This window comes from Paenibacillus sp. PCH8, from assembly GCF_002968835.1.
Taxonomy (GTDB): Bacteria; Bacillota; Bacilli; order Paenibacillales; family Paenibacillaceae; genus Paenibacillus.
The window spans coordinates 577,344-602,785 of record NZ_PKQK01000001.1; the positions used below are offsets into that span (position 1 = coordinate 577,344).

The following is a 25,442-nucleotide window of genomic DNA, read 5'->3' on the forward strand; positions in this document are numbered from 1 at the left end:
CACTTTCTTAAATTTGAATCATTTTTGGTAGATGATCAGTGTAAGGCAGAAATTTATGGATTACATCCGAGGTTCTAATTTTCATATAACCTGTCGTTGTCCCGACACTGCATCCGTACCATTCTTGGACCACTACTTCTTCGTCAAATACAACTTGTATAACTTGGTCTTTATCCAATAAGACACCAAAAATAGTTACAGCACCGATTTTTACACCTAGCAAACGTTCCAGCTGATCAGCCGATGCAAATTTCACACGAGAAATGCCAAGTTGATTACTAAAGTCTTTAGCTTTAAATTGCTTATCAGCTGTAGTAATAAGTAAATAAAATTGGGTTTGTTGCCTATTACAGAGAAAGAGTGTCTTCACCATATTCACATTAAGTTTTTGATTAATTTCAATACAATCCTCCATAGAGATTGCTTCATCTGTTTTACACGTTCAAAAGGGATTTGTAGTTTTATTAATGTTCCATAAGTTCTTTCTTGTAGTTGTGTCAGATAATTCTCCGGCGTTGATATTAGAATATTACTTATAAAAAACATGTATAATATCCTTTCATTTTTTAGATTTTTTACATTTGTGTTCGTTTGAATAAAAGTGTATCATCGTTTTTGATATTACAAAAGCGACTGTTTATCATAGTTATCATGAGGAAATCAGATGCAAAGAGGAGAATAATTAAATGGATAAGAACATTCAGAAATATTTGGCCTTAATTAAAACAGTTGAATACGGGAGCTTTACCAAAGCAGCCGAAATGTTGAATTATTCACAATCGGGGATCAGCCGAATGATTAACGATTTAGAATCAGAATGGAGGATAACTCTTCTAGAACGAGATCGCTCTGGCGTACGTCTGACTTCTGAGGGCCTTAAAGTACTTCCTTATGCGAAAAGTGTGTGTAATGAATATGAGAAGCTGCAATCCCAAATTGACGAACTACATGGACTCCAATCTGGGATTATACGGATTGGAACCTTTTCAAGTGTAGCTACGCATTGGCTTCCCAATATTATAAAAGCATTTCAAAAAGAATACCCGAACATTGACTATGAACTTTTACTGGGCGATTATACGGAGATTGAAAGCTGGATTTTGGAAGGTCGTGTGGATTGCGGCTTTCTAAGGCTCCCCACACAAACCAAGCTTGATACGACTTTTCTAGAGGAAGACAAGTTGCTAGTGATCCTGCCGGAAAACCACTCACTCGCTGGCTGTGATCGTTTTCCTGTCAAAGCATTAGGTGAAGATCCGTTTATGCTTTTAGAAAAAGGCGCAAAAGCCGAAATTTCAGAAATATTTGAGCGATGTAATGTTACACCAAAAGTTCATTTTACAACATGGGATGATTATGCCATCATGTCGATGGTGGAAAGTGGGTTAGGGATCAGTATTCTGCCTGAGCTTATTTTAAAACGTATCCCCTATCGTATTGTTGTAAAAGAACTTGAGTTCCCAGCCTACCGTAAGATTGGCCTTGCAATGAAAGATAAAAATTCCACATCTCTCGCGGTCAAACGGTTTTTAGATTATCTACAGTACAGGACTATTACTGAGAAATCCTAATCACATTAAGAGTTTAAGAACGTCGGTCCCTCGCCGTTTTGAAGAAAATGAAATTCTTTATAAAAGTCATTCACTAACCTGCCCGTTAGCTTAATGAAATACGGCAAAATACCGATTAGGTATATGCCTAATCGGTACCTCAACAATGACAGGATCAGCACTAAGTACGATCTCGGCATATGTTTTCATTCTTCGAGCCAAAAGACACATCCACCATCCTCCACTTCTTTGATAAAGTGCTTTTATGAGTTTGTTTTATCTAATTCAAATGAGATCACATTTTCCAATTGAAGTACTTCCGATTATTGAAGCTGGTTTCTTTGACTATAAAACAGCATTCATTGTTTCTGTCATCCATAAGAGACACAGCACTTCTACTCAGATCTTCATTTAATCGAAATGCGAAAACTGTCCTGTATAATGCTGCTTATTGAGGTTTTAATTACATTGCTTTTCATTTAGATATCCATCTAATCGGTAATCGGACTATGTTCTTGTCCATTCCGGCAATCGGTACAAGTTCTTGTCCTTGGCTCGGGACACGAACTTGTACCGATAAAATAAAAAAGCCGCTTAAATAGCGACTTCAATGGGACCATGTTTTTGTCCCTCGACATGAGATCGGATTTTTTAAATATTCGTTTCCCTTTCCTCACCGCTACGATCTTTCTGCTTGCCCAACCGTTAAACGAATATAAAAAAAGGCCAACCAGTATTTACTGGCTGACCTGATAATTCGAAAAACCGCTAAAATTGCGACTTTGAATGGAACAATGTTCTTGTCCGGCGTCATATCGACTTATACATTATCAATCTAGCTTTGATATGGGGAAGTATATGTTTCAACAAACAACCCTGAATTCCTGATTTCATTTAGTTTTTCCACACATTCTTCTTGTAGTCCAATGTACATATAGTAGTCATTACCGAAATGAACATACATGGATGACACGGACAGTTTCCCCCATAAATGTTCTCGGAGAATTAGTTTACATATATCGGATAAATTTGAGTTATCAATGGTATCACCATCTTTTACGGTTGCAAACAAATCAGCCATGTTACTCGATATAGACAGATTCTGAGTAACATTATCATCGTATTTTTCTACGTTTGTAATTTTAAACGAAGAAACATTCATACATTGCATTAGAGTTACTATTGCATCAATATATCTACTCTCAAAAGATAGATAGTCTGACAGTGTGAATTCTTTTCCTCCATAAACTTTCCCGATATCATAATATGATGTCCAATCTTCTTTTTTAAAGTTTCCTTCATTATCACGATAAACGGGGTTATACTTTGTAACTCTCCAACAATGCATTCTTTTTAATCTCCAATCCTATTTAAATTTTTATCATAAGTACCCTTTCTGGTACGCTTACTTCCTAAATTTTTCACTGAACTAGCCATTTTCCAAATCCCCCGTTATGACCATCAACATCAGGGGTAATGTATTTATTCCCCTTTTTAAAGACAGGTTGTTCATGAGATGTAAATTTTGTCTTAGTGTATCCAAGTTCTTTTGCCGCAGCTGTAGCTTCTTTAGTATTCATACTTCGGGCAAACTGCTGCAAATTCAACTTCAGCTTATTCTTGCTAGAAGTAGAGTTCTTAATTGCTTTTGTAGCTGCCTTTTTAGCTGCTTTTTTTACTACGGCTTTTATTACTTTCTTGGCGACGACTTTAACAACAACTACAATTATAAATATTATAAACGGGTTATTTCCGTCATCATCGACAAATGTAACAGGATTGTTTAATGCATAGCTGTACCCATTTCGATTTAGTGGATTATCCAGATCCAAATCCTGTTCAGAGTCCAATGAAATAAAGGAACCGATTTGCGGGTTATAGTTTCTGGACATCAGATAATATAAGCCAGTCTCTGCATTGTATCTGTAGCTAGCATAACGGTATGGGTTTTCATCCGCAAGAGGTCCGTTTTGATTAACAATATTTCCCCAGGCGTCATATTCATAATGAGCTACTTCTTTGCCGTCGAGGTCTGTTAAGCTGACGACATCTCCGTGGCCATTTAAATGATAGTAAAATACTTGACCATCTTTAGTTAATGTTACCGGACTTCCACTGTCGTCCCACGTATACTCTCGAAGTGTTTTGTTATTTCCATCCGTTTCATAGATGACTTCATCGCCTTCATAGAAGAAATTCGTCGTTCCCCACTGGTCAATGGACTGGATACGTCGCCCTTGCTCATCATAACTATAGTGTTGTATTCTCTGACCAGATTGATCTTGCACTTCAATTAATTGATCCAGTGCATCATATATATACGTTTGTTTACCATCATTTAATAGGTTGCCATTATTGTCATACTGATAATTTTGTCCATTAACAGTAGTTAATTGGTTGGCGTTATTATGCTCGTATACAGTAGTTTGCTCTTGCCCATTAGTGACGACTACTTTTTGTGTCCGATTACCTACATCGTCATACCTGTATTTAATCGTCGTCCCATCAGGTAGAGTTTCTTGTTCGAGTTGGTTAAGCGCATCGTACTCATAGGTTGTATCACCTAATTCCGAATGAATTGTTTTTACATTCTCATTGGAGTCATACGTGTAGTCGTACTCGCGAATTACACTTCCTGTGCTAGAGTAATCACCATAAGTGCGCAACTGTTCCCCAGTATCGTAGTCAGCCTTGGTTACAATTCCGTTTGCTCGATCGGCTTGTTCCATTGCATCCATATCATTGTACTGATATGAAATGAGGCTTTGATTATCTTTGGTAATACTTTTCACTTGATCTAACTCGGTGTAATCATAACTTACAGTAGACGAATGTGCACCAGTTGTATAAGAGAGCTCTTGGAGCCAGCTATTCGCATTATACTTATACGACTTTTGATGTCCTCTATCTACCTCAGTTTCAGGTAGTCCATCAGACTTATACGTAAAGGAACGGGCACCATTGTTTACATTGACAAGTAAACCATTTTCATCATATTCATAAGCCCACTTTTGTTGCCCGTCTATACTTATAGTTTTGAGTTGATCCAAAGTTGTGAATGTCGTAGAGATTGTGTTCCCATTAGGAGTCGTGGTCTCAATTTGGTTGCCATTTGAATCATATTTGTTATCGGTCACATTTCCAATGGCATCTGTCTTTTTCATTAACTGATTTTGCCCATTGTACTCATACTGAACTACAGCCTGTTTTGGATTAATCGTTTTAGTCAAGTTTCCGGCTGTATCATACTCATACGTTGTCTCTTGTCGCTTCGGATCAATTACAGCTTTCAGACGATTTAACTTATCATAATGGTAATCGGTACGATTGTTATTTCCGTCGGTATTTGCGATCATATTCCCAATAGTATCTGTTGTCACTGTTGTTGTGTTTCCTGCTGCATCTATTACTGATTTGATATCGTTACCTTTATCGTCGTAGCTGTACGTTTCTATCGATTGGTCTGGATACGTCGTCTTTTTTAAGTTTCCATAGGTGTCATATTCATAACGCGTAACCTTTTGCTTCGCATCCACGATGGTTTCCAAATCTCCAGTTGCGGTGTACGAGTAATTAGTCACATTTTGTCTAGGGTCAATTTCTTTGACAACGTGGTTCAGGTCATTGTACTCGTATGTCGTAACATTTCCAACTTCATCGATTTGAGTCAGAACATTACCTTTACTATCATATGTCTGCTCAGCAACAGTTCCATCTGGATTGGTTACTTTCTTGACATTGTAGTTTGCATCTAGGACATACTGGGTAATCTCACCCGTGGCATTTTGGATTTTCTCTGCCACGAAGTTAGAGTTCAGCGTATAGTTTGTCGTATGGCCATTTGGATTTGTTACGTCTGCTGTACGAGCAGTGGTGTCATATTTGTACTGGGTTGCCGGCCGATCACTTGCATCTGTAACCGAAATCGTTGAAGGTTCCTGCACTTTAACCAAGTACTCTTGATCATAGGTATAAGTGGTTAATCGATCATTCGGGTCAAAGATAGTTTTAATGTAATTGCCGCCATAACTAAACTGAGTTCGACTGTAAGTACCATCCTCACTATACTGATCTACAGTGACTAGCTTTCCATTTTGGTAGGTATAATCCGTCTTACGCCCTTCAAGCATGGCATAATCAACAAACCCATCTGTAGTATATACAAATGAAACGGTACGTCCAGATGGGTCTTCAATATCTGTTAGTACTCCGTTCTCATTCCTTTTATAGTAAATCCGGTTTCCATGCATATCTTGTTCATAACTGAGTTTTGCCTGGGTGATACTTACTTGATCATCATTAGAAACCGTATCAAAATGCATCAGGTATCCATGTTTGTCAATTAACTCATAACCAGTCGTTGCCCCTGCGCTACTTTTCACCTTATTTAGTGTCAGATGTTCGCCCGCTGAAGGCGTATACGTATTGTTTGATGCGTTATATTTAAATTCATAAGCAGATCCAGTGTGGTCTGTAAATAATACGTCTCCGGTTTTGTAAGCATCTACGATGGTTTCTCCACCTGTATAAGACCATCCATATCCAAAGGGTGCAGATTCGCTAGATTTAGAGTTATATGTCCGTATAAAGTCTACGGAGGTGTCTCCTCTACCCGTTAAGGAATAATCATTGAACTGGATGATATTGTTCCCCGTGCCCAAATTGGTGTAGCTTGTTCCGTTAGCTATCGGATGACTATCATACGTCCAATAATCTTTAAGACCAAGTCGGCTAGCAGAGGCGTATGTCACGCTTAAAAGCGGGGTGTAATCCGGATTGGTCGTGTCATCACCGGAGATAAACTTTTTATAGCTATTTGTTGTTTCTGAATTGCTTTTCAACATAAAACCTTTATTTGTTGTCGGGTCATTTATCCACTTTTCTAACATATTGGCAGGCAAGGACCACTTATAGTTTGCAGAAAGTGAGGTTAAAGGTCCGACTGCAGTTGTAGCCACCTGCGAAGCATTGAAATCTCCACCCTGTTTACTCCACAAGTTCGTAGCATCTGCATACATCCAGGATGCAGAGTATTCCGTCCATGCTTTATTGACACTATTTAATGTGATATCTACATTGGTGTTATTTGAAACGGATGCTAACCAAAGGTTCAAGTCAGCCGTTAACACCTTTGCCCCCTGTGGGATCGTCGATGTGTCAAACTGAATGAGGGAACGGATGACATTAGAGCTAGTAGCGTCTTTATATAGACCTACACCTAGTGTCGTGTCGGTTGCTCCAGTTTGTTTGGGAAAAGCACTACGTATATTGGTGTCCGCTAAGCGGTATGTCGGTTGAAATTTAACAATGGTCGGATCGATGGTGACTGGGTATACACGTGACGCATCATTAAGCCATGCAAGACTGGGAATGACGTCAATGTATAACTGTCCTTTTTTCTCTTTCAATTCATAGTGAATATCGTAGGAAAGAGATTCTTCGGGGTAAGCATTAACTCCCTCTACCTGCTGATAGCCTTCAGGTATAAAAGAGTCATACATCAACGGTTTATCAATGATATATTCAATATCGCCAGTAGATGGGTTAACCAAGGAAACGGAGCCATCCTGTTCTTGGTGATAATCCAGATTACCTAGGGTTAAAGCAAAGGAGTAAATCACTGACTTTTTGCCTATCGGCTTTTTGCTGAGTTTAAGCTCTTCTTTGAGTCTGTCGTTTCCCAGGGTATAGACTAGATCAGTATCGGGATAAATCCCCTTATACGTCATTACATTATCCTTAACAATTCCGGTAGCTTTTGTACTAGAAATGCTTTGTGTGGTTGTTACCGTATTTGTTTCCGATATGGGGTTTAAGCCAATGCTGAATTTATCCTCTTTGATCTCTACCAAATCATCAGAAACAGAATGTTTCTTGTTCATTTCTACTTTGAATTCATGATCATTATTGTAAGCTGTTTGACTCGTCGTGTTTAAACGGTTATCAATCGGCTTCCACTCTTGATTTGAGGAATCTTGATAGTGAATCGGAGTTTCAGAAATTTGAGTTGTGAACGTTCCGTTCTCATTTGCGAATGTCTTCGATTTCTCACTTCGAAGCGAAGCGATCTCTTTTGGGGTGTTGTTGGACAACAATTTAGAATCGATGGAAATGTTGCTTTCTTGGAGCGATGATCTTTCGGCTGAGGGGCTCCCCCAAGCAGTGGTATTATTGAGCGATGATGTAGAAATTAAGGAACCAGCAATAATTAAGCTAGTTACCTTATTCCAAAATTTGTTTTTCTTTTTCATGTTGTATCCCCTTGTCTATTTTTTTACAGCAAGAAGAGTTATACCATATACTTGGAATATTTTCTAAATGAAAAATTTACTAATGTTAACCGTTCATCAAATATTTTTGCACCTTGGCCTATACTCCACTCTATATGGATTAGATAAATGCCTAATCGAAAATCGCACTATGTTCTTGCCTCGACAATTATTGGCTTATAATTGTACCCGCATATAATTTTCGATTTATTTTGAATATAATAAATTTACTTGAACAAAACAGCCGATCACGATGGTCAGCTGCTGTCTTACTATTATTGAATTATCGTTTCCCGTTAGCTTAATGAATTAATGAGGAGACGAGCGACAGTTAAATGCCCCCTCACGGATATCGCGGTACAAGTTCACGCCCTCAACATCAGTTTCAGCACCCATATTTCGTTTGTTCATTACAGCAACCGTGTTTAACTCTCATCGTGTCCGTTGGTCCATAAGAGTAGAAATATTTTTTATGTATTATAGTATTTAATGGGGTTATCCATCTAACCGGTAATGGGAATATGTTCTTGTCCCTCGACAATTAAGTTCCCTACTTGATCGAAATATGCCTCTGATTGCTTTACTTAATATTTGGGATTTGATCTGATTCCTTCATCATTTTTCTAGCCTGGTAGGGAACTTTATGTCATTCAACACCATGTCACTTATATAAACATGTTCTTGATTTCAATCCAATCGCTGGACACACCCTGCCGAAATAGCTGATATGTGGCCCCAGTCGTTTACGCTATATTGATTATACTTATTGTTACCAACTGCTGTTACCGTTCCGTCTAATTTTAGACAGACACCCATCGTGACCGATTCAATATCAAGCCAGTTGTTCCCGTTACATTCCCTTCATTATTTCGCCCCACCGCAACCACGGCGCCATCTGATTTAACCCCAATAGTACGGCACCAATAATGTTGTTCCATTGATACCAGATCATATACAATCAAAATCTGATATCCTTCCTTGCAGAATCTACTAAATTACCTTGCACGTTGCTTCCTCATTTCTATTGTATCCTGGATTTTTTTCATTAAATTTATTGGTATAATAGTCTAAACTTGATAAGGAGTGAATAACATAGTGTGGACACCATCAGAAAATGCGAAGATAGTAGGAATTCTGCCTGATTATAGACTATACATACTTTCAAATGTTTCAATAGTAGAGGCTTCTGAGAAATGTGCTAAAGATCTAATTGATAGTGACACATTTAGTATATTTACTAAAAGAGTTAGAAATGTAAAAAATCCTGTCCAAAGGATTGCTGAACACATACGCCGCATGGATGAGGTATCTAGTGGAATGAAACCTCCTGAATCTGATGAAGAGCACAACTGGGCCGGATGTTACAAATACTGATTAACGTGAGGTTACCTTTACGAATCACTGATTTTACTACAGGGCAAGTTCACTATAGTAAAACTTTTACTGAAGATGTTAAAGCGAAAAGTTTTACTATAAGCAATGCAATATCAGGAAGAACCTATCAAGTGGATCTTGAATCGCATACTAACAATGATTGCAATGGAGGATTCTGGATTAATGTAGTCGACTATGCTTATCATAATACTATAAAGGATACCATTACGAGAAATCGTAGTGGTATCCTTTATTTTTACTACTTAAGTGTGGTTGCATAATTTAACATCCCCTTTAATAATGATCTCGGAATTATGCGATTGATTGATTTCTTGTCCTAATCATATCTTCTGCGCTTGAGTTTCTATACTTATCATAAACCTTAATACAAAAACGTGTACTTGGGCAAAAGGGTCATTCAAAATTATGACTTTTAGATACAGTTTTTTTGTATAACCGGGTATAAGGATCAGATCAAATATTAGCTGATGTTTAATGAGATTAACTGTCTGATTTAGCCATTTGGATTATACCTAGTGGTGGTCAATCCTGCTTGAAGGAAAGGAAACGTTGGAGATACTCCTTTACTCACCGCTCCAGTGGCGCCGATTCGAAGATCAACTTCATATATCTATTCCAAATGTGCCACTTGCAATATTGTTTAAACTCTTTTCAAGTTCCACTTCAATATAATGCATCCCTGCACAGGTATTGCCCGGTAGAACAGGAAGTGAACACGTTCCTTCATTATGTTTATGTTCAAAAGGACAGATGAATTGCTTTGTTTATGATTATTAATACTTACTGTACCATGTACGTTTAAGGTTGAGGATGCTGACCACAGGGTCAAAACCTCTATTTGGGTTGCTGAATTGATATGGAACTCCCCACAAATGGTTGTTACAGCAAGACTACTATTCACTCAGACTGCTCCCTTCCATTATCCTTCCTAACATCTATTTTAGGGATATGCTCTTTTTATGTATGATATGCTCGAGGCAAGGAGTTTACATGCTATGCCAATCTGGAAACCACCCATAACCTACACGTTTATTTTGTTGATCTGTATTGATCCTGGCATCGCGGTTCCAACGAGATTACGAACGAATTACTTCGAGAGTTTTTCCCTGAAGGTACTGATCTCGCGGGGAGTATAACGATGATCCGGCCCATTCTCTCGATCTAATAAATCACAGACCACAAAAATGCTTGAGTTGGAAGACAGCTCACGAATCTTTCGCAGAAGAACTATCGCACTTGGTTTGACAATCCGCTATATAGCTTCAAAAAAATTACTGATCAGTCTTGCTTAAACAAAACAAGCCCCCACAGTATCCTTTAAGATAATGTAGGGGCAGGTTATAACAATTCCGTCTAGAAAAGGCAGATTTCTCGTGGTACAGTCAGATTTCAAAGTATTAGCCACAGTATCTCCCGTGCCTCATGTTCTTGCACAAAGTACAATTGATTAAGATTACAATCTAATTACTAACAATACTTCTCACTGTGAAAGTAATTACCCCGTTATCAGCATACTTGATGTTAATTTTCGTACTTATATCATGGTATCTACCTGTACATGTTCCCCATCCACCTGGACAAGTACCTGCAAAGTTATACTCTCCAAGAGATTCAACAATTCTCGCGTTGTTAATTGGAATAGAACTACTACCTGAAACAGCTGCAGGAAAAATCGCTCTAGTACCCGTAATTGTAGTGCTGGTTATTCTGGCAGACCCACTATTAATTGAATAGTTTGTAACCAGGTGCAACTCTCCAATCTTATAAGGGCCCCAGATGTCATGTCTAGCGTCATTTTTAAACGTTTCTCCAATTTTCCCAGTATAGGTTTGTTCCCCTGTGTCTTGGATTACACCCCTAGCAGACATCGTTGGAAGAGCTTCTATTAATGTTCCATCTTCAGAAGTAAGGGCGTTTTCAAGCACAGAAAAACTTCCATCTTCAAAAAGTGTAACTAATTTAGACTCATTAACTTTAATTCTATCAATAATTTTAGATTCTTCCCATTTTTTTGCATCCAGATTATTAATATAATCTTCTTCTAAATCAGGATTACTTTTGAAAAAGTCCTGATACTTCTGATAAAGTGGGAGATCATTTACTGTCTCCTCTTTTTCATTTACAACGAGATCTAAGATTTGACTTTGCAGTTCTCGAATTTCGTTAGGATCTAATCTTTCCTCATTGTTAGCAGAACTAGCTACAGGCATTGAAAACGTTAAAACTAATACCATTGCGATGATAAACTTAAATTTCTTCATTCCTTACCTCCTGAAGTATGTAGGTTTAATTTTCCTTTTATAGTATTCCATATTAATATTAATGTGTAAATAGTGTTAAAATATATATATTAAAATAAACACACACAATATATGTATATTGTGTTAGGTGATTAGTTTAAGTTAATAAAATATAATAGAATTATATAAACTTGACAGGATATATGGAATTAAATATCATAAACAGAAATTCGGGAGGTGTATAAATGAGTTTTTTATGGTCTGCTACAATATTTCAATTAATATTTGTGTTGGGTGTTATTTCAATAGTCTACGTATTAATTTCTATGAACAAGAAAATAAACATTATCAATAAAAAAATGGAGAATCTTGAGCACAAAATTAATAACACTTAAAGATTTGTGGAGCAATCAAGATATATAGTTCTACTCCCCTCTTGATTTTGGGGATATCTTCTTTAAATTATAACATATCAAAAAACCTGCAATCTAATATTAGATTGCAGGTTCATTTAAGATAATGACGAATTGTAATATGAAGTACGACACCTACTAGAAATGGCCGGATTCGTGTAGAATGAAGGTTCCTTTACCACATTCAATCAAGGAGAACACCATGAGCTTCACACATCTTAGGCATAATCGAGCGCAGCAAACGAGAAATTCTCCACCAGCAGGGGAAAAGTGCCCGGGACATTGCCAGTGGATTGGGCAAACAACATGCCACCCTTTGCCTAGAACTCCGCCGAAACGAAGCACAGAGCCCTATCGTGCCGAGCGATCTCAGGAGAGCTATGCCCAAAGGCCTAAGTACTCCGTTCCTGCCGGAAAATGGACACTGCAGCAGTCGGTCCTTTTTTGGAGAAAAGCTTCAAGCCACGTGGCCTCCCGAGCAGATTGTAGAACGGTTCCGTCAAGAGCGGCACCTGAGGTCTGCTTTAAAACCATCTATTGCTGGCTCTATATAAGGCGTTTGGTAAAAAAGAAGCTTGCAGAGACACGCGGGAAGTTCACCTTGGGTAAGACCACCTCTCAGCGTCCGAAACATGCTAGTTTCCGGAAAACCTTCGATCATTTGGAACTTGAAACGGTTGTTTCAGGCCCTGTTGTTGTGTTTTATTAGTAAATTTTGCCTACCACCATAATATACCAACACAGGGAGTTGCTTAATAGACTTTAGAACAAAAAAAACCTCAAGGATGCTCTTTCTTCATTCTATTTTGTTTCCTCTTTTGGGAGCTACGATCCCTTACCTATTTTGCTTGCCTTGAAATTGTTTAGACTACTCGGAATAAATAATTATTAATTCTACTTTCTCCTTTTTTTATCATTATTCTATTAGCTATTTGAAGCAAGTTGACCGTCCAGGATGCGTCTGGCTGTCGACTCATCCGTAATGAGCATATTAATGTATTTGCCGCGCAAGGAAGCGAGTATGCACTCAATTTTGTGCAGACCAAAGGCCTCTTAGTATTTGTTTTATGGGAATTTCCACTCGATTATTAAGTGTTCTGCAGTAGAATCCGTACTTATAATTTTATAGATAGTATACCTCGCTAATACTATTCCGGAATATGGCCCTTATTGATTTTTAGCCTTGTCAAATTGGCCGACCCTGAATAGTCTATTTCATACCAATAAAGAGGGGGAAGGAACATGAGTGTAGTTGGATACGGCGGCAATAACGAGGGAAATGTAGGAGGAATTGGTGGCGGATATGGTGGATTCACTTCTATTGGTGCAATTCTGGTACTCTTTATTCTATTGGTCATCATATCTAAAGCGTTCTTGGTTTAAGCGTTTATTGGGAGTAGCACTTACCGATAGTGATTACTGAGGTAAAATACTCTTCCAGGCTGAGAAATCAAACCCTAAAATCAAAACCTTCTGCATAGTTGATCCAGAAGGTTTTTTGTTTCTCGCTTTATTAATTCTTAAATAAGTCCTGTCCATTTTAAGCCATGCCATATGCCATCCTGATCTGCACTTAATGTTACGTGGGATGCCAACTGTCGTAAAGCTTCGGGAGCATTACCCATAGCAATACTACAATCTGCGTATTGAAACATCTCCATATCGTTATAGTTATCGCCGAATGCATAGATGTTCTCCGGTTCAAATCCCAACCGAGCAGCTAGTCGTGTCACACCTTCTGCTTTGGAACCGCCAGCAGGCAAAACATCCATCGAGAGAGGGTGCCACCGCACAAAATGCAACCCATCAAAATGTTCGCGATACTCAGTTTCTTCCTGAGGAGTACAAAATAACATAGTCTGATAGATCGTCCGGCCTTCACAAAATGAAGCATGATGGCTAGGGTGTGTCACGCCAAGTGACTTCAGACACAGCTCTACATGGGGGTGATACCCTTGGCTGCAGCTCATCTGTGCATGATCTAGGAACACTAGAGCATGTTCTTGTGTAACAGCAAACGCGGATAGTTTGTCCAGGGCGTCTGGGTGAATCGGATTGCTATGAATCAGAGTTCCTTGATCAACGACATATTGATCGTTAAAGCTGACATACGAATCAAGCTACAGTTCCTGCCGGACCTGCTCGAGCATAAAAGGAGAACGCCCTGAAGCCTCCAATTTTACACAACTTTCTCATCGTTAGCTGTTGCACTAATTACACCTAATAGAACGTATTTTTAATTTCACCTTCTAGGGAATAGTGAAACGATGTTTAAATTTAGTCTGTCGCGTCTGACCTGAAACCCAAAAGGTGTATTCAGAAAATATGAGCAAGTTGCGAAGTCAGTAATTTTGCTTGGAAGTTTCTTCAAAAAAATTGGCGGCCTTCCCCGATTGAATTCTAGGGAAAAAGTCGCCGCTTAATGAAATTTTTCTTTTTTAATGTCTCTACGTGATGGGGCTATGATCAGTGATGTACTTATTTATTAGCACTTTTACGATAATTTTGCTTCTCATTCATATTTGATTTTTTTGGGCCTTTCTTTCGAGACTCCTTAGCTAACTCATCTTGCAAATCAAAATCAATTCGATTAAAAGGATTCACTCTAAAAGGTCGTGATATTTCTACAATCTTTCTCAGAGCTTGCTGTAAATGCTCTTCATTGATATGATCATCACCTTTTTTAGTAGCAATATCTGTTGCAAATTCCAATAGCTTCTTAACGTAAAAAGGGATGCCTAGCGATATATAAAACAATTTATCAGCGATTTGGGTATCCGTAAGATTGGATCGATCCGCAAAAGGCAATTCCTTTTCAATCTTATCTAAAAAAGCTCGAAACATTAACTTATCCTCTGCTGTTGTATATTCAAATCCCCTCATCTGCACCATGGTAACGAACCTTCTGTCTAGTTGTCTTTCTTTAGCAAGAATTCTGAGAGAGTTAGGCATTCCACACAGTACAACAGGAATAGAACTTTTGTCAGAAAACGTTTTGACCCAGTTAGCTGCTGTAGCAAGTACGCTATCCTTATCACTGTCAATAAGATGCTGGAATTCATCTAAAATAATCATCTTAATATCTAAATTCCTGATGAAGCCAAGAATGCGACTTGTCATTTGCACCTCTGTTCCAACGTTAAAGAACGGATCACCCATTCGATTTAGTATTTCGGACGCCAACGCTTTGGGTGATGCCTTAGGGGGTACTACAACATGAAGTACAGGGATGTGTGTATACTCCTGTTTCGGAGTATACACTTCAATATGTGGATATCGATCTTTAAATTCTTCTGTTACGGTGCTCTTTCCTACTCCTGTTGGTCCATAAATGAAAAGGTGGTCTGGCGAGACGCTCCCCTCGCTCATATAGAGTATTTCTTCAAGTAATTCAAGAACTTCACTATACTGAGGATAATGTACAGTAATTTGTTTCACATGCTCTTTTCGACGTTTAACCTCTTCTTTACTTGCTGGTTTACCGTTTAGCCGTTGAAAATCTCCCATTATTTAGACTTCCTCCCTATCCCCCAGTTAGAGTTAATCTGATGAAGATCAACACTTTCTGAAGCAATAATTTCAGATATTTCAAAAGGGTCTTCCGCCTTATCTCCAAGCTCTACATCAAAGTTCGATATTTCTATTTCAGATATTGATTCAGTAACTTCTGTATTTATCAGAATTATATTGGGATCTTCTGGGACAGACGAAGCCTTATTATCTACCCCATACACAGCGCTCACTGCGGACGTTTGAGTGTTTTCTTCTTTTCGCTGACTACGTCTTATTTTTGAGTACTCTTTTTTTCCTTCATGCGTTATTTCTTCAAGTACTTTTAATGCATGAACTACATTCTCCTGATTATGAATGTGGGCATAATCGTCCCTGTTATTTTTGTTGCATAATTCCGACAAATGTTCTAAATGAAACGGATACCTCAGATCCACCTGATATCTTATTAGTCTAGACGTTTGTTTTAAGTCTGCTTTTAGATATCTCTTTTCAAATTCGTCATAAATATAAATATGTCTTACATCAATTCCATATCGTATTCGCACTCTACGATTTCCACCCTCATTTTTTATTCTCAGGCGCAGTTCGTTAACCATCTCGCTAAAATAAAATTGTCCTTTAAGTTCAATGCCTTTCGGTCCAAGCGTTCTGTTATCTGACTCTGATGCGAATAAAAGCTCAATATACTCTCTATTTTGGGGGAGCTGTCTCTGAACTTTAGCAGCCTTTAGTCCCTCATGCCAAAGATCTTCTGGAATCCCACCAACTCCTCGGTTATATTTGTTAGCCACCAAGTCAACCAACACAATATGAATCATCTCATGCAATCCATTAATATTTACGCAAGCCTTCTTAGCAGAATTGTATTGGCCCCGTTCTGCATTATTTGAGAATGTCGTTCCTGGATAAGCATGAAAAATTCGATTAATTTTACCTAACGCATTTTCAATCGTTCCTTTTTGATGTCCCGATGCCTTTTCGTTATATATTAAACCGATATTAATGGCTCCGCAGATTTCAGCAACCTCTGCACAATCGTTAACAGCAGCATTATCCATAATAATATTCTCCGGTTTTCCATATCCAGACCAGACACCTTTTACTCTCGGGTACAGCTCTCTCAAATATACTTTCGGAGACATGATTTGAAGCAGAAGTTGCTTCCAGTCACCGGCATTTGGTTGTTCTCTGAAGATTATAAGGTGTCCCAATGGCATATCCGTACACTTGTCTGCCGCATACATAACAACCGGTCGGAATGTTTCACCTGTGTGGAAATCTACAATGATATAGTCTAGCGGGGTCCAGTCCAACTCAACATATTGGAGTGGTCTTTCCGCGATAAGCGCTCCACGAACTCCGTTCTTATGTAAATTAGCCTGGGCTAATCCCTTTATCTGCATATCCCTGATATACGGGTCGTGAATCTCCTTAAAGGCTCTCCGAAAGGTTGATTCTTTCATTTCCGTGAAGCGGTCTTTTTCTTCGCGAAACAAATTGTTATTTTTAATTTCATCTTGGTAAAAGATCCATTTGTCCCTTATGGTTTTCTTCTCTGCCATCTTATCTGAATTGAATATGAATGTCCGGAGCAACTCTAATTCCTCATTGTTAATTCGTCTTTTTTGTGGCCCACTTCGTTTAGATACGAGACAGATCTTATTACCATGTCGTTTGTATTTTTGAATCCACCGATAAAATGTACTTATTTGGAGTTTAGTTAGCCTGTGGGGGAGTAATTCTTGGGGGTAATTTGTAACATAATCTTTAACATCTTTAATTGAACCTAGTAGAAATGGCTCAATGATAGCAAATTTTCTACTCATTTCTTCTTTTTCTTCCGAGGTATACAGTTCAAGATCCCATCTAGCCGCCTCTTTCAAATGATCAGTACCATCTGATTGAAATCTTAATCTTTTGGTTTCATCAAGTTCATGATAGGCTATAGATAGTTGTTCGAAACTTACAAGCTCCGTCATATCATAGGTCATATTATAAACTTCGTAATCATAATCATTTTTCAGTTTTCTAATTTCATACTCTTGTTCACCTATTCGATACCGCGTTCCATAACCTAATTCAATAAACATCGAATATCACTCCTTAATTTTAATCACAGAATCATTTGTGATAGGTTGCAGAATTAAATCACAGTACAATTCTTGAAAATAAATCAGCTGATAGACAGATGCATAATAATCTTCCTCAGAAAGATTCATACAAAACATTCTTAAGTGCCCTATAGTACATTCATTCGATTTTTCTAACTGCATCTTAACAAAATCTAACGTTTCATCAGATACATCTTCAGCACCTAGACCTCGTAACAAAGACAAGTTCTGTTGTAGAAAACCCGGACGAATATCATCCTCAGTAACAACAATATATGTCCATCCTCTCTCCTCGCAAAAGGCTCTACCTGCTAGATATTTCTTTTGATTCTCTTCATCATTAACAAAGGCATTCGGTTTCACTTCAACGATCCAAACTTGATTATCATTTGTGATCACTTTGAAATCAGGAAAATGATTACGCACCTTACCATTATATAAATACGTTATTTGCTCATCTTGTGCATATATCATGTTGACCTCGAGATCAAAATCCGCGAGTCGAATATAGTCCCTCTCCAAAAAACTATCCCAGGGAATCATTTCTCCAATTTTCAGGAAGGGCTCTTTTCCACGATACCCTTTGACTTTAGGTTTAATTTTTCTTGCTGGTTTTCTATTAATTTAAATCATCTCCATTAAAGATGTAATTCTATTTATCACATTAAGTGAAAAATAAACTTTAGTGTAATTTAAATTCTTTTTTCAGTTCTATTTTATCTAAATAAAATTTTTCCATCCCTCTCCCTTCTGTGTAATACAGTGTTAAACGATTAACCAATACCTGCTTTACAATATCTGCGAATGTAATTTGAAATTCTATGTTTGTCAAATTACGAGAGTTCACTGAAAATATCAATGATTTTCTCAACGGTATCAATACTTCATTATTTTTCGGGAGCTTGGCCTTACTTTCTAACTCCGATAAGAACGAGGTAACACTCTTTTTTGTTATATAGTAAATCTCATTATAATTATGCTCTCCTTCAATAAGTCCATGGTTAAATAACATTACACTATTACTGTAACTAAGGTTTAAAAGCTGCATAGTATCTTCCATACTTATAAAATCAGATCGTATAAAAGATTCAATACTTGACCGTTTTATCAAAGTGAATTTTCTCTTCCCGATATGCTCAGTAGTACAATCAAGTTTATTTCGACTGATTAATCTGTATACCGTTCTTACGCTTATTCCTCCAAGCATTTTCCGAGTTTCTCTCACAGATATCCATTCGGGATCACTCCTCATTTTTAAAAGGTAATTCTCACTATTATTTGATTGAGATCTATTTCGCTTTATTAACGGCTTTCTGTAAATATCAAAAATTTCATTTGTTATGAAGTCATATGTTGGCGTATTAAGTGATTTTAGAATTGAATTGATTCGATTTTCTTTTGGAAACTTCCTTTCTTTTTCGGTGTTTATAGACCTCATGTAATTACGAAAATCTTCTGGCCAATTTTTGAATAAATTCATAAAATTATTCATCAGTTTATGAATACTTGTATTCTGTGTTTTCGAACTTAGATACTTCTTACGGTCGCATGGTATCCTATCCAAATCAAAAATGTTAATTATACATAGTATAACTTCTATTAGCTCATAAATATTAAGATTTGAAAGCGGAGTTTCGATACGTTTATACTTAACAATATTTTTGTGTAATTTAGAGTAAAAAAAATTTGAGAAAAGTGACTCATCCTCTGAAATTACTAACTCAGGTAGATTCATAAACTCAAAACCACAATTGCATTGTTTAAATTCCATTCTGTTCATTGATATATTATTCATACAACTACTACATTTATCCACTAATAAGCAATGATGAACAGGACAAACTGTAATTGGAGCTAGATTCCAATATTTCCTCAGAAACGGATCGTCTCTGAAGCATGCAGGACAAACTTTTACTTTATTTCTTTGTATGACAGATAAAGGATGGTTTAAACCGTCCTCTAGAGTGTAATCTCCAAATCTGTTACATATTTTTATTATCTCTGCTAAAGGTAAACCGGTGAGATTTGATAATTTAAAGACATCTTCCTTATTCACTAAGTGATAAGTAATATAGCTAGTTCGCTCATATGTTAAACCCAAGAAAATATAGAGCTTTTTAGCTGAAATATAATTCGCTTCTGCAATTCTACCAATATAACTATGAAAACTTTCATTATATTTTACCGGTATACGGATAAGAAGTTTACTCATTTTAGTCCCCCAAAAACGTAAATCGCAAAACATTTCCTGTGTCAACTTGTTTTTAAGTCTAACCATAGTTTTTATTTCCATACAAAAAAAGCAGATTAAAAAATCTGCTTTTAAAATCTTTTTAGATTTGTATTATGCTCCTTTGATTTAGTTTTAATATAATTCGTTATTTCTGGAGCCACTTTTAACAAATAGGATTGTCTTATTCCAATGAAACTATAAATGTCTTTCATCAGAATCATTTTTTCATTATTTGTACTTAGAAAAGTATTGATTGAAGTATATATATCTTCTATCCACTGTTCTAAATGTTCTGCTTTCTGTTGTTTCTTTAAATTTACATATGCACTATACCCTTTATCCCAAGACCTTAAGGTGCTTGACGAAAGGTTAATTGCCTTTGATATTTTACTTAAATTTAAAGTTCGGTTATTTGATTTAAATTGCTCTAACACTTTTACTAATTCAATAAATTTTTTATCGTAATCAATTCGTGATTCTAATTTTCTTCTCATTAGATTCTTAATTATCAAAATATCAATGTGATATCTATACATTAGGTACTCATCATCTGAAACCCAACATTTCCACTCCTTGATTTGGTTTAAACCGATATAATTTTCTATTGCATTGATAAATCGTTTCAATAGGTTATCATCAATTAATACCTCATAATGTGAAGTTAATCTTGTCCGGAAGTAAGCCTCAATTATTTTCAAATTAGGAGTTCCTGATTCTTTAAATTCCTTTTCTTTTAACTCATAGTATCCTTTAAGAAATCCATCTCTTTCAACTTGTTTCCCAGATGCATTAAAGAAGTACGTGCAACCACAATGAGGACAAAATAAATACCTCTTTTGAACACTCCCATCTTTAAGTTTTTTATAGTTTGTTCCGGTTTCCCTCAGTTGCCTTCTTCGTTGATAATAAGAGCACCACGGGGCAATACAACTGCTATCATTAAAATCAATGTCTTTTTTATCTTTTATAAATTTAGAAATAAATTCTTTTGTTGGTTGGATAGATAAAAATACTTCTAGATCAACATGCAACCTTGAAATTAAATTCAACACCTTCGATAAATGAATACTTTTCTTAATGGTCTGAGTATCACGTGCAGTCTGCATTAATTCTTGATAGTCTATATTGACATTTTCACAAGCTTCACGCAATATGATATCTTTATATTTCTCATGAATCAAAAAAGCTATTTTCTGTGCCACTTCTTCCGGAGTATAGTTAGCTTGGCCGTTATTAAGTAACTTACTCCATTGAGTAAACAACCACTGTTGTTTTGCAATTAAAGAACTATCATTTACAGCTACTGAAGATGAATATCCTAAAAAAGTACTACACCAAGAACAACAATTTCTATAATCAAGTTTGTAATAATTTATTGGACTTTTACAACTAGTACAGATAGAAATGAGGTAACATTTGTGTTCCAGACATATGTCCATGTCATTGAGCTTCCAAAAAATACGAATGTAGTTATGATCCAAAAGACACTGAGGACAATAAAAAGGCTGTTTGCGAACGATACCTTTCATTAACCTTGAATGTGAGTCAACATCACTATGGCTGAACTTAAAATGAGGATAGTAAAACGTCAATTGAAGTATTTCTTCATGTTGTAGTTGAGTGTGTTTTGATAGCCTATTTAGGTCAAGTACAACATTTGGATAAAGATCTACTAGATCTATCCGATCGGTTCGTAATGTATAATTTTTGTTTTTCACATCTTTTAGTAGATCAATTAAACACACTTTGTTTACTGAAGCAGTTCTATTTAGATAGCTTAACAAGGACTCACTTTGGTATGGTCTTAATCGTATTAGATACAAGACACTACTCCCCCAGTATAGCCAATTTATCTAGTAGAAATAACCTCCGAAATTAAATCTTGGGCTAGCATTTTAGAGCCACTAATTCCTTTTAAATATTTCAGTGGACCTTCCGCAGACCATTCTATGTTTTTCATTTTCCGTACACTTTTTTCAATAAAAGAGTAATCCGATTTACCCTTTTGTCGATTAACAGATTGGTTAAGGATCTCTGCCCCTGCAATTGCCAAAGCATTGAGACATACGATATGTGTTAAACGATATTCTTTATAGTTAAGCCACTCTGTATTGAATTGTTCCTTAACAGAATTAAAATATATGAGACATAAGGCTAATTTTTTTTCTTTGTCTAGGTTAGTAACGTCTTCTGGCTTTGTAAGCACTTCAATGACTTTGTATAAATTCTGAAGAGTAACATGACGACCAGAGCTGCGTTTCCCCGTCAATGTCCCTATAAAGTGGAAAGGACTGTCTCCACGGGTTATTAGTTGTGTTGCAATCCAACTAAATTCATCTGTATTTCGTTGAAGATACTTACTTAGTGAGGTTCCTATCCCTTTCGCCATTGTATTGATAATGTCAAACAAATGGATCTCTTCGTCTTCATCTAGATAGTGATAAGCTAGGAATGGAACATTGATTTCGGAGTTCGTATCCTGTGTATATCGTTTAATTCCACCCACTCTATGCTGACCATCCATTATTGATGCCTTGCCTTTGCAAATTAATCTACCTAAATGTGGCCTGGCTTTGTCATATGCGCTGAACTCCCAATGAGACTCAGCATTTAACATGATCGGAGCAAAGAGTGCATCCTCTCCCTTCGAGAGATACAAAGCAAAGTCATTACATCTTTTACTATCCACTGGTCGTTGATATCCCTTTCCAGAAGGATGATCAAAAGGTTTTACGTAGGTAAGTTGCAATACAGATGTGGCAGTTACATTACCTAGGTAAGTGACTTTACCGCGCATTTTAGATTGCAGCACATTTTCAATTACATGTTGTTGTGTCATAGATGTTATTCTCCTTACTGTCATATGCTATTTTTATTTTAGGACATATAACACCTATTTACAAATGGAATTAAGTAGTTAAATATTCTTCATTCCAGGCCATAAGTTACCTACTCTTAAATAGAGGTGGCATGAATGTCCAACATATTCCTAAGAGTAGGTAAAAAAATTCGTTTATATCGGAAAGCAAGGAAATTAACCCAGGAAGAATTAGGAGAGCTACTTCAAATAGATTATTCGTACTTGGGAAGAATTGAACGCGGGGAAGTTAATATCACATTAGAAACTTTAAGTAAAATAGCTAACGCTCTCCATATTGCACCTTCGCAACTATTAGAGGATGACAAGCATTATTCGAAGGATAAAATTAAAATTGAGATTCTGGAGAAAATTGATACAACCATATTATCCCTATCCAGTAAAGAGCTTGAAGTTCTCCATCGTTTAATAAAAGATGCGCTTATGTTCAAAAAACTATAAATGCATCACATAAAAAAGCACCTCCACATCTCTCAGAAAAAATAGAGGCTAGGGAGGTGCTTTATTTAGTTTTAAAGATCTTCCGATAAGCTTAATGTTCTTTCACAAACATCACATCTCACCTGGATTGCAAGACCAATACCCGTTGGGATGAATGTGTAAGCAAACTTTGCCCCGGTGACATCAATAGGTTTGTACGAATCCCAGTCTGAAATTTTCTCCTTCATATCTTCACTAATTTCAAATTGCATAGGTCACCTCCATCTTCGTAAACAGCTTTTATAGTACTCATTGAGATTGATAACCGATGTACTAGTGGGTTATTTATTTCTGGACTGAATGATAAAAATGATTATTGTTACAAATATACTGACTACTGATATGTTTGCAGACAATATAGAGTACTCTCCAGCATAATTCATATAAATAAGCAAACTTACCGCGATCACTGCCAACGATATTGTTAATGCATAGGTGCTTGTTATAAATTTTACTGCATTAGTTTGAAGTTCTGCGAATCTTGCCCGATTAGTTTGAGTCATAAGAATTTGTTTTTCGTTCTCACATCTAATCAATGTATCTTTTAACTTGTCTATTTTCAGGTTATGTTCCTTTTCATTATCAGGTTCTGTACTTTTTGTAAGGGACAACCCTTCTGCGCTTAGATATGCATCTTTTATACCTGCTATCAAGTCTAGGATTGTTTCTTTATTTCCTCTCTTTATTAGGTACGTAAGATCATTCAAAAGAATTTTTTTTATTTGTTGAACCAATTGTACGTCTATATTTGAGCTTCTAAATATGAAAACATTATTTACGTTATTTTCTAAAGTACCTAAGTATCTTGTCAGCTTTCTTATTATCATATTAATCTTTGCTCTACTCTTATCTTCTTGTATGAATTCACTTAATAGGTCAAAATATATATACAACTTATCATTTAATTCTTTAGATATAACCTCTCGCTCTAAGAAAATCAAACCTATAACCGCCAAAATTAAGGATCCAATCATTGTAACTAGTGAGAGCGATGCCCAAGTAGTATTTATAAAAGCAAGAACAATCATAGAAATAAGGGATAAAATAATCACCATAAGTAAGGCTAATACGACCTTTAGTAATAATGCATTTACAGTTATATTGGAGATAACTTTGGTTTTCTCATCGTAGCTCAATATCTTACCTTTATATCTAAGCTCATTTTTAATCATACTCTACCTCTTTCATAGATTTTCAGTACTAGTGATCCTAAAGTTTAAAATAGCAGAGAGTCTACACTCCCTACTATCATTCTAGCGCTTTGATATCATGATTCCATTTATGAGTTCGGATTTATCATGTGAATCTGCAGTGAACTCAATGTTTATCTGCCCAAGCGTATAGGAGATCAACATATCTCCATCATAATTTGAGCTTTCATATCTTTCTGTTTTCCCTAACAATTGTTCCACATCCCTAAACGTTTGCATCGGGAAAGCTTTGGTTCCAAGATAAACATTCCTTAGAGAATCTATACTCTCCTCATCAAAATTAAAAGATGCATAATCTATCCCTTTTAAGATCCAGAATAGCCCTCCACTCTCGTAATAAGACTGCTCCATACTTGTATTTAAATTCTTAGTAACTTCAGCTTGGCTCTGTCCTAAACGGACTCCTTTAAACCCTGGGATGATTCCTTGACTTAATGTGTTGAGAGTAGACTTATTGAGGTTAAATAAAGGGACGCTGGAAGCTTCATTTATTTTCTTGAATGGTACTTTCACTTCAATAAAACCGGCAGCGTATGGCCCAACTTCATAAGGATTAAAGAGTATTACCACTCCATCATTATAAAAGTAAAAACTGGATTTATTCGTTAAGGGAAAGTTATGAAACAAGTCCGAATAGGCTTTTGTACTTGCTTTTAAACCAGCTTCCACTCCACCGAGCAGGTTATACCTCTGCGGATTATTCTCAGCCACATTATTTAAAAACAATTGTTTCCCTGTTTTTAGATCAAAGTTGTACGTTGTCGCTACCTCATTACCATGAACTCCACCCTCGTAGAGCGAGTCCTCATATACCACTGATAACTTTTGGTTTGATGCATATTTGGTTTTAGCAATTGAATTCAAGTAATAATATTTTTGTGTTTTTTTCAATTTAGCGTTTAATTTAGCTACCTCTACAGCATGAAGTTTCAAAGTTCTATTGATTTTTTCAACTACCTTCTTTTCTCCACCGACTATTTGAACATATTGTTGGCCTTTGTATGAGTAAACTTTGGTTTTTATTGAATCCGAACTAGCTGCATGCACACTGGAGTTAGGTATCATAAAAGCAAACAACAGAATAAATACAATTCCTACAAATGACTTCCTATTCATTACTTTTAACTCCTTAATTTAATTGTTATATGA

18 protein-coding genes and 6 pseudogenes are annotated in these 25,442 nt (G+C 36.5%); 6 read left to right on the forward strand and 18 right to left on the reverse strand.

Annotated features, from left to right (window positions below):
- Positions 1-7: 7 nt before the first annotated feature.
- Positions 8-373, reverse strand: a complete 366-nt coding sequence (locus tag C0Q44_RS02440) for a YbaK/EbsC family protein (protein ID WP_258166138.1) — start codon at positions 371-373, stop codon at positions 8-10.
- Between the two features lie 313 nt (positions 374-686).
- On the opposite strand from C0Q44_RS02440, the gene C0Q44_RS02445 reads away from it, so the two are divergent.
- Positions 687-1,571 carry a LysR family transcriptional regulator gene (locus C0Q44_RS02445; RefSeq protein WP_105405903.1) on the forward strand — a complete coding sequence of 295 codons (885 nt, stop codon included), beginning with the start codon at positions 687-689 and terminating at the stop codon, positions 1,569-1,571.
- An 814-nt stretch (positions 1,572-2,385) separates the two neighbouring features.
- Here C0Q44_RS02445 and C0Q44_RS02450 read toward each other — a convergent pair.
- The 4 genes and pseudogenes from C0Q44_RS02450 to C0Q44_RS30680 form a co-directional block, all read right to left on the reverse strand.
- Complete coding sequence (locus C0Q44_RS02450) at positions 2,386-2,898, reverse strand: hypothetical protein (protein ID WP_105405904.1); 513 nt, start codon at positions 2,896-2,898, stop codon at positions 2,386-2,388.
- A 5-nt stretch (positions 2,899-2,903) separates the two neighbouring features.
- A pseudogene (locus tag C0Q44_RS31405) lies at positions 2,904-3,115 on the reverse strand (toxin C-terminal domain-containing protein); the annotation flags it as partial.
- Between the two features lie 198 nt (positions 3,116-3,313).
- Positions 3,314-7,801 (reverse strand): annotated as a pseudogene (locus tag C0Q44_RS30675) (DNRLRE domain-containing protein); the annotation flags it as partial.
- A gap of 726 nt (positions 7,802-8,527) precedes the next feature.
- Positions 8,528-8,742 (reverse strand): annotated as a pseudogene (locus tag C0Q44_RS30680) (chromosome condensation regulator); the annotation flags it as partial.
- Between the two features lie 172 nt (positions 8,743-8,914).
- Here C0Q44_RS30680 and C0Q44_RS02480 point away from each other — a divergent pair.
- A complete protein-coding gene (locus tag C0Q44_RS02480; RefSeq protein ID WP_105405905.1) occupies positions 8,915-9,193 on the forward strand; it encodes a hypothetical protein in 279 nt (92 codons plus the stop codon).
- A 661-nt stretch (positions 9,194-9,854) separates the two neighbouring features.
- Here C0Q44_RS02480 and C0Q44_RS31695 read toward each other — a convergent pair.
- Positions 9,855-10,115: an S-Ena type endospore appendage gene (locus C0Q44_RS31695; protein ID WP_374955065.1), complete on the reverse strand. Its 261-nt coding sequence runs from the start codon at positions 10,113-10,115 to the stop codon at positions 9,855-9,857.
- Between the two features lie 72 nt (positions 10,116-10,187).
- Here C0Q44_RS31695 and C0Q44_RS31980 point away from each other — a divergent pair.
- Positions 10,188-10,459 (forward strand): annotated as a pseudogene (locus C0Q44_RS31980) (transposase); the annotation flags it as partial.
- A 215-nt stretch (positions 10,460-10,674) separates the two neighbouring features.
- Here the strand turns inward: C0Q44_RS31980 and C0Q44_RS02490 are convergent.
- Positions 10,675-11,475, reverse strand: a complete 801-nt coding sequence (locus C0Q44_RS02490) for a hypothetical protein (RefSeq protein ID WP_105405906.1) — start codon at positions 11,473-11,475, stop codon at positions 10,675-10,677.
- Positions 11,476-12,069: 594 nt separating this feature from the next.
- Between C0Q44_RS02490 and C0Q44_RS31985 the strand changes: the two are divergent.
- Positions 12,070-12,555, forward strand: a pseudogene (locus C0Q44_RS31985) (transposase); the annotation flags it as partial.
- 236 nt (positions 12,556-12,791) lie between these two features.
- Here the strand turns inward: C0Q44_RS31985 and C0Q44_RS02495 are convergent.
- Positions 12,792-12,908 carry a sugar-binding domain-containing protein gene (locus C0Q44_RS02495; RefSeq protein WP_105405907.1) on the reverse strand — a complete coding sequence of 39 codons (117 nt, stop codon included), beginning with the start codon at positions 12,906-12,908 and terminating at the stop codon, positions 12,792-12,794.
- 201 nt (positions 12,909-13,109) lie between these two features.
- Between C0Q44_RS02495 and C0Q44_RS29995 the strand changes: the two genes are divergently transcribed.
- Positions 13,110-13,250 (forward strand): hypothetical protein, encoded by a 141-nt coding sequence (locus C0Q44_RS29995; protein ID WP_181150824.1) that lies wholly within the window; start codon positions 13,110-13,112, stop codon positions 13,248-13,250.
- A gap of 137 nt (positions 13,251-13,387) precedes the next feature.
- Here C0Q44_RS29995 and C0Q44_RS02500 read toward each other — a convergent pair.
- From C0Q44_RS02500 to C0Q44_RS02530, 7 genes and pseudogenes are all read right to left on the reverse strand, one after another.
- Positions 13,388-13,966: pseudogene (locus C0Q44_RS02500) on the reverse strand (HAD-IIB family hydrolase); the annotation flags it as partial.
- A gap of 379 nt (positions 13,967-14,345) precedes the next feature.
- Positions 14,346-15,374, reverse strand: coding sequence for a TniB family NTP-binding protein (locus C0Q44_RS02505; protein WP_105405909.1), 1,029 nt, complete (start codon positions 15,372-15,374; stop codon positions 14,346-14,348).
- Positions 15,374-17,470 (reverse strand): hypothetical protein, encoded by a 2,097-nt coding sequence (locus C0Q44_RS02510; RefSeq protein ID WP_105405910.1) that lies wholly within the window; start codon positions 17,468-17,470, stop codon positions 15,374-15,376. The genes C0Q44_RS02505 and C0Q44_RS02510 overlap by 1 nt, the downstream gene beginning before the upstream one ends.
- A gap of 6 nt (positions 17,471-17,476) precedes the next feature.
- Positions 17,477-18,034, reverse strand: coding sequence for a TnsA endonuclease N-terminal domain-containing protein (locus C0Q44_RS02515; protein ID WP_105405911.1), 558 nt, complete (start codon positions 18,032-18,034; stop codon positions 17,477-17,479).
- A gap of 139 nt (positions 18,035-18,173) precedes the next feature.
- Entirely contained in the window at positions 18,174-19,703 is a 1,530-nt protein-coding gene (locus C0Q44_RS02520; RefSeq protein WP_181150825.1) for a TniQ family protein, read from the reverse strand.
- 110 nt (positions 19,704-19,813) lie between these two features.
- Positions 19,814-21,547 (reverse strand): TniQ family protein, encoded by a 1,734-nt coding sequence (locus C0Q44_RS02525; protein ID WP_181150826.1) that lies wholly within the window; start codon positions 21,545-21,547, stop codon positions 19,814-19,816.
- A 26-nt stretch (positions 21,548-21,573) separates the two neighbouring features.
- On the reverse strand, positions 21,574-22,563 hold the full coding sequence (locus C0Q44_RS02530; protein WP_258166140.1) for a DGQHR domain-containing protein: 990 nt from the start codon (positions 22,561-22,563) through the stop codon (positions 21,574-21,576).
- Positions 22,564-22,698: 135 nt separating this feature from the next.
- Between C0Q44_RS02530 and C0Q44_RS02535 the strand changes: the two genes are divergently transcribed.
- Positions 22,699-23,043: a helix-turn-helix domain-containing protein gene (locus C0Q44_RS02535; RefSeq protein WP_105405914.1), complete on the forward strand. Its 345-nt coding sequence runs from the start codon at positions 22,699-22,701 to the stop codon at positions 23,041-23,043.
- Between the two features lie 71 nt (positions 23,044-23,114).
- Here the strand turns inward: C0Q44_RS02535 and C0Q44_RS02540 are convergent, their stop codons facing one another.
- The 3 genes from C0Q44_RS02540 to C0Q44_RS02550 form a co-directional block, all read right to left on the reverse strand.
- A complete protein-coding gene (locus C0Q44_RS02540; protein ID WP_105405915.1) occupies positions 23,115-23,294 on the reverse strand; it encodes a hypothetical protein in 180 nt (59 codons plus the stop codon).
- A gap of 69 nt (positions 23,295-23,363) precedes the next feature.
- The gene (locus C0Q44_RS02545) at positions 23,364-24,254 is read right to left on the reverse strand and encodes a hypothetical protein (protein ID WP_105405916.1); all 891 of its coding nucleotides are present in this window, start codon (positions 24,252-24,254) and stop codon (positions 23,364-23,366) included.
- An 81-nt stretch (positions 24,255-24,335) separates the two neighbouring features.
- Complete coding sequence (locus tag C0Q44_RS02550; protein ID WP_105405917.1) at positions 24,336-25,409, reverse strand: DUF3298 and DUF4163 domain-containing protein; 1,074 nt, start codon at positions 25,407-25,409, stop codon at positions 24,336-24,338.
- Positions 25,410-25,442 lie beyond the last annotated feature (33 nt).

Excerpts from the sequence above, each read along its gene's own strand:
- C0Q44_RS02440 (WP_258166138.1), bottom strand. The coding sequence starts at position 373 with ATGGTGAAGACACTCTTTCTCTGTAATAGGCAACAAACCCAATTTTAT.
- C0Q44_RS02445 (WP_105405903.1), top strand. The coding sequence starts at position 687 with ATGGATAAGAACATTCAGAAATATTTGGCCTTAATTAAAACAGTTGAA.
- C0Q44_RS02450 (WP_105405904.1), bottom strand. The coding sequence starts at position 2,898 with ATGCATTGTTGGAGAGTTACAAAGTATAACCCCGTTTATCGTGATAAT.
- C0Q44_RS02490 (WP_105405906.1), bottom strand. The coding sequence starts at position 11,475 with ATGAAGAAATTTAAGTTTATCATCGCAATGGTATTAGTTTTAACGTTT.
- C0Q44_RS29995 (WP_181150824.1), top strand. The coding sequence starts at position 13,110 with ATGAGTGTAGTTGGATACGGCGGCAATAACGAGGGAAATGTAGGAGGA.
- C0Q44_RS02505 (WP_105405909.1), bottom strand. The coding sequence starts at position 15,374 with ATGGGAGATTTTCAACGGCTAAACGGTAAACCAGCAAGTAAAGAAGAG.
- C0Q44_RS02510 (WP_105405910.1), bottom strand. The coding sequence starts at position 17,470 with ATGTTTATTGAATTAGGTTATGGAACGCGGTATCGAATAGGTGAACAA.
- C0Q44_RS02515 (WP_105405911.1), bottom strand. The coding sequence starts at position 18,034 with ATGATTCCCTGGGATAGTTTTTTGGAGAGGGACTATATTCGACTCGCG.
- C0Q44_RS02520 (WP_181150825.1), bottom strand. The coding sequence starts at position 19,703 with ATGAGTAAACTTCTTATCCGTATACCGGTAAAATATAATGAAAGTTTT.
- C0Q44_RS02530 (WP_258166140.1), bottom strand. The coding sequence starts at position 22,563 with ATGACACAACAACATGTAATTGAAAATGTGCTGCAATCTAAAATGCGC.
- C0Q44_RS02535 (WP_105405914.1), top strand. The coding sequence starts at position 22,699 with ATGTCCAACATATTCCTAAGAGTAGGTAAAAAAATTCGTTTATATCGG.
- C0Q44_RS02540 (WP_105405915.1), bottom strand. The coding sequence starts at position 23,294 with ATGCAATTTGAAATTAGTGAAGATATGAAGGAGAAAATTTCAGACTGG.
- C0Q44_RS02545 (WP_105405916.1), bottom strand. The coding sequence starts at position 24,254 with ATGATTAAAAATGAGCTTAGATATAAAGGTAAGATATTGAGCTACGAT.
- C0Q44_RS02550 (WP_105405917.1), bottom strand. The coding sequence starts at position 25,409 with ATGAATAGGAAGTCATTTGTAGGAATTGTATTTATTCTGTTGTTTGCT.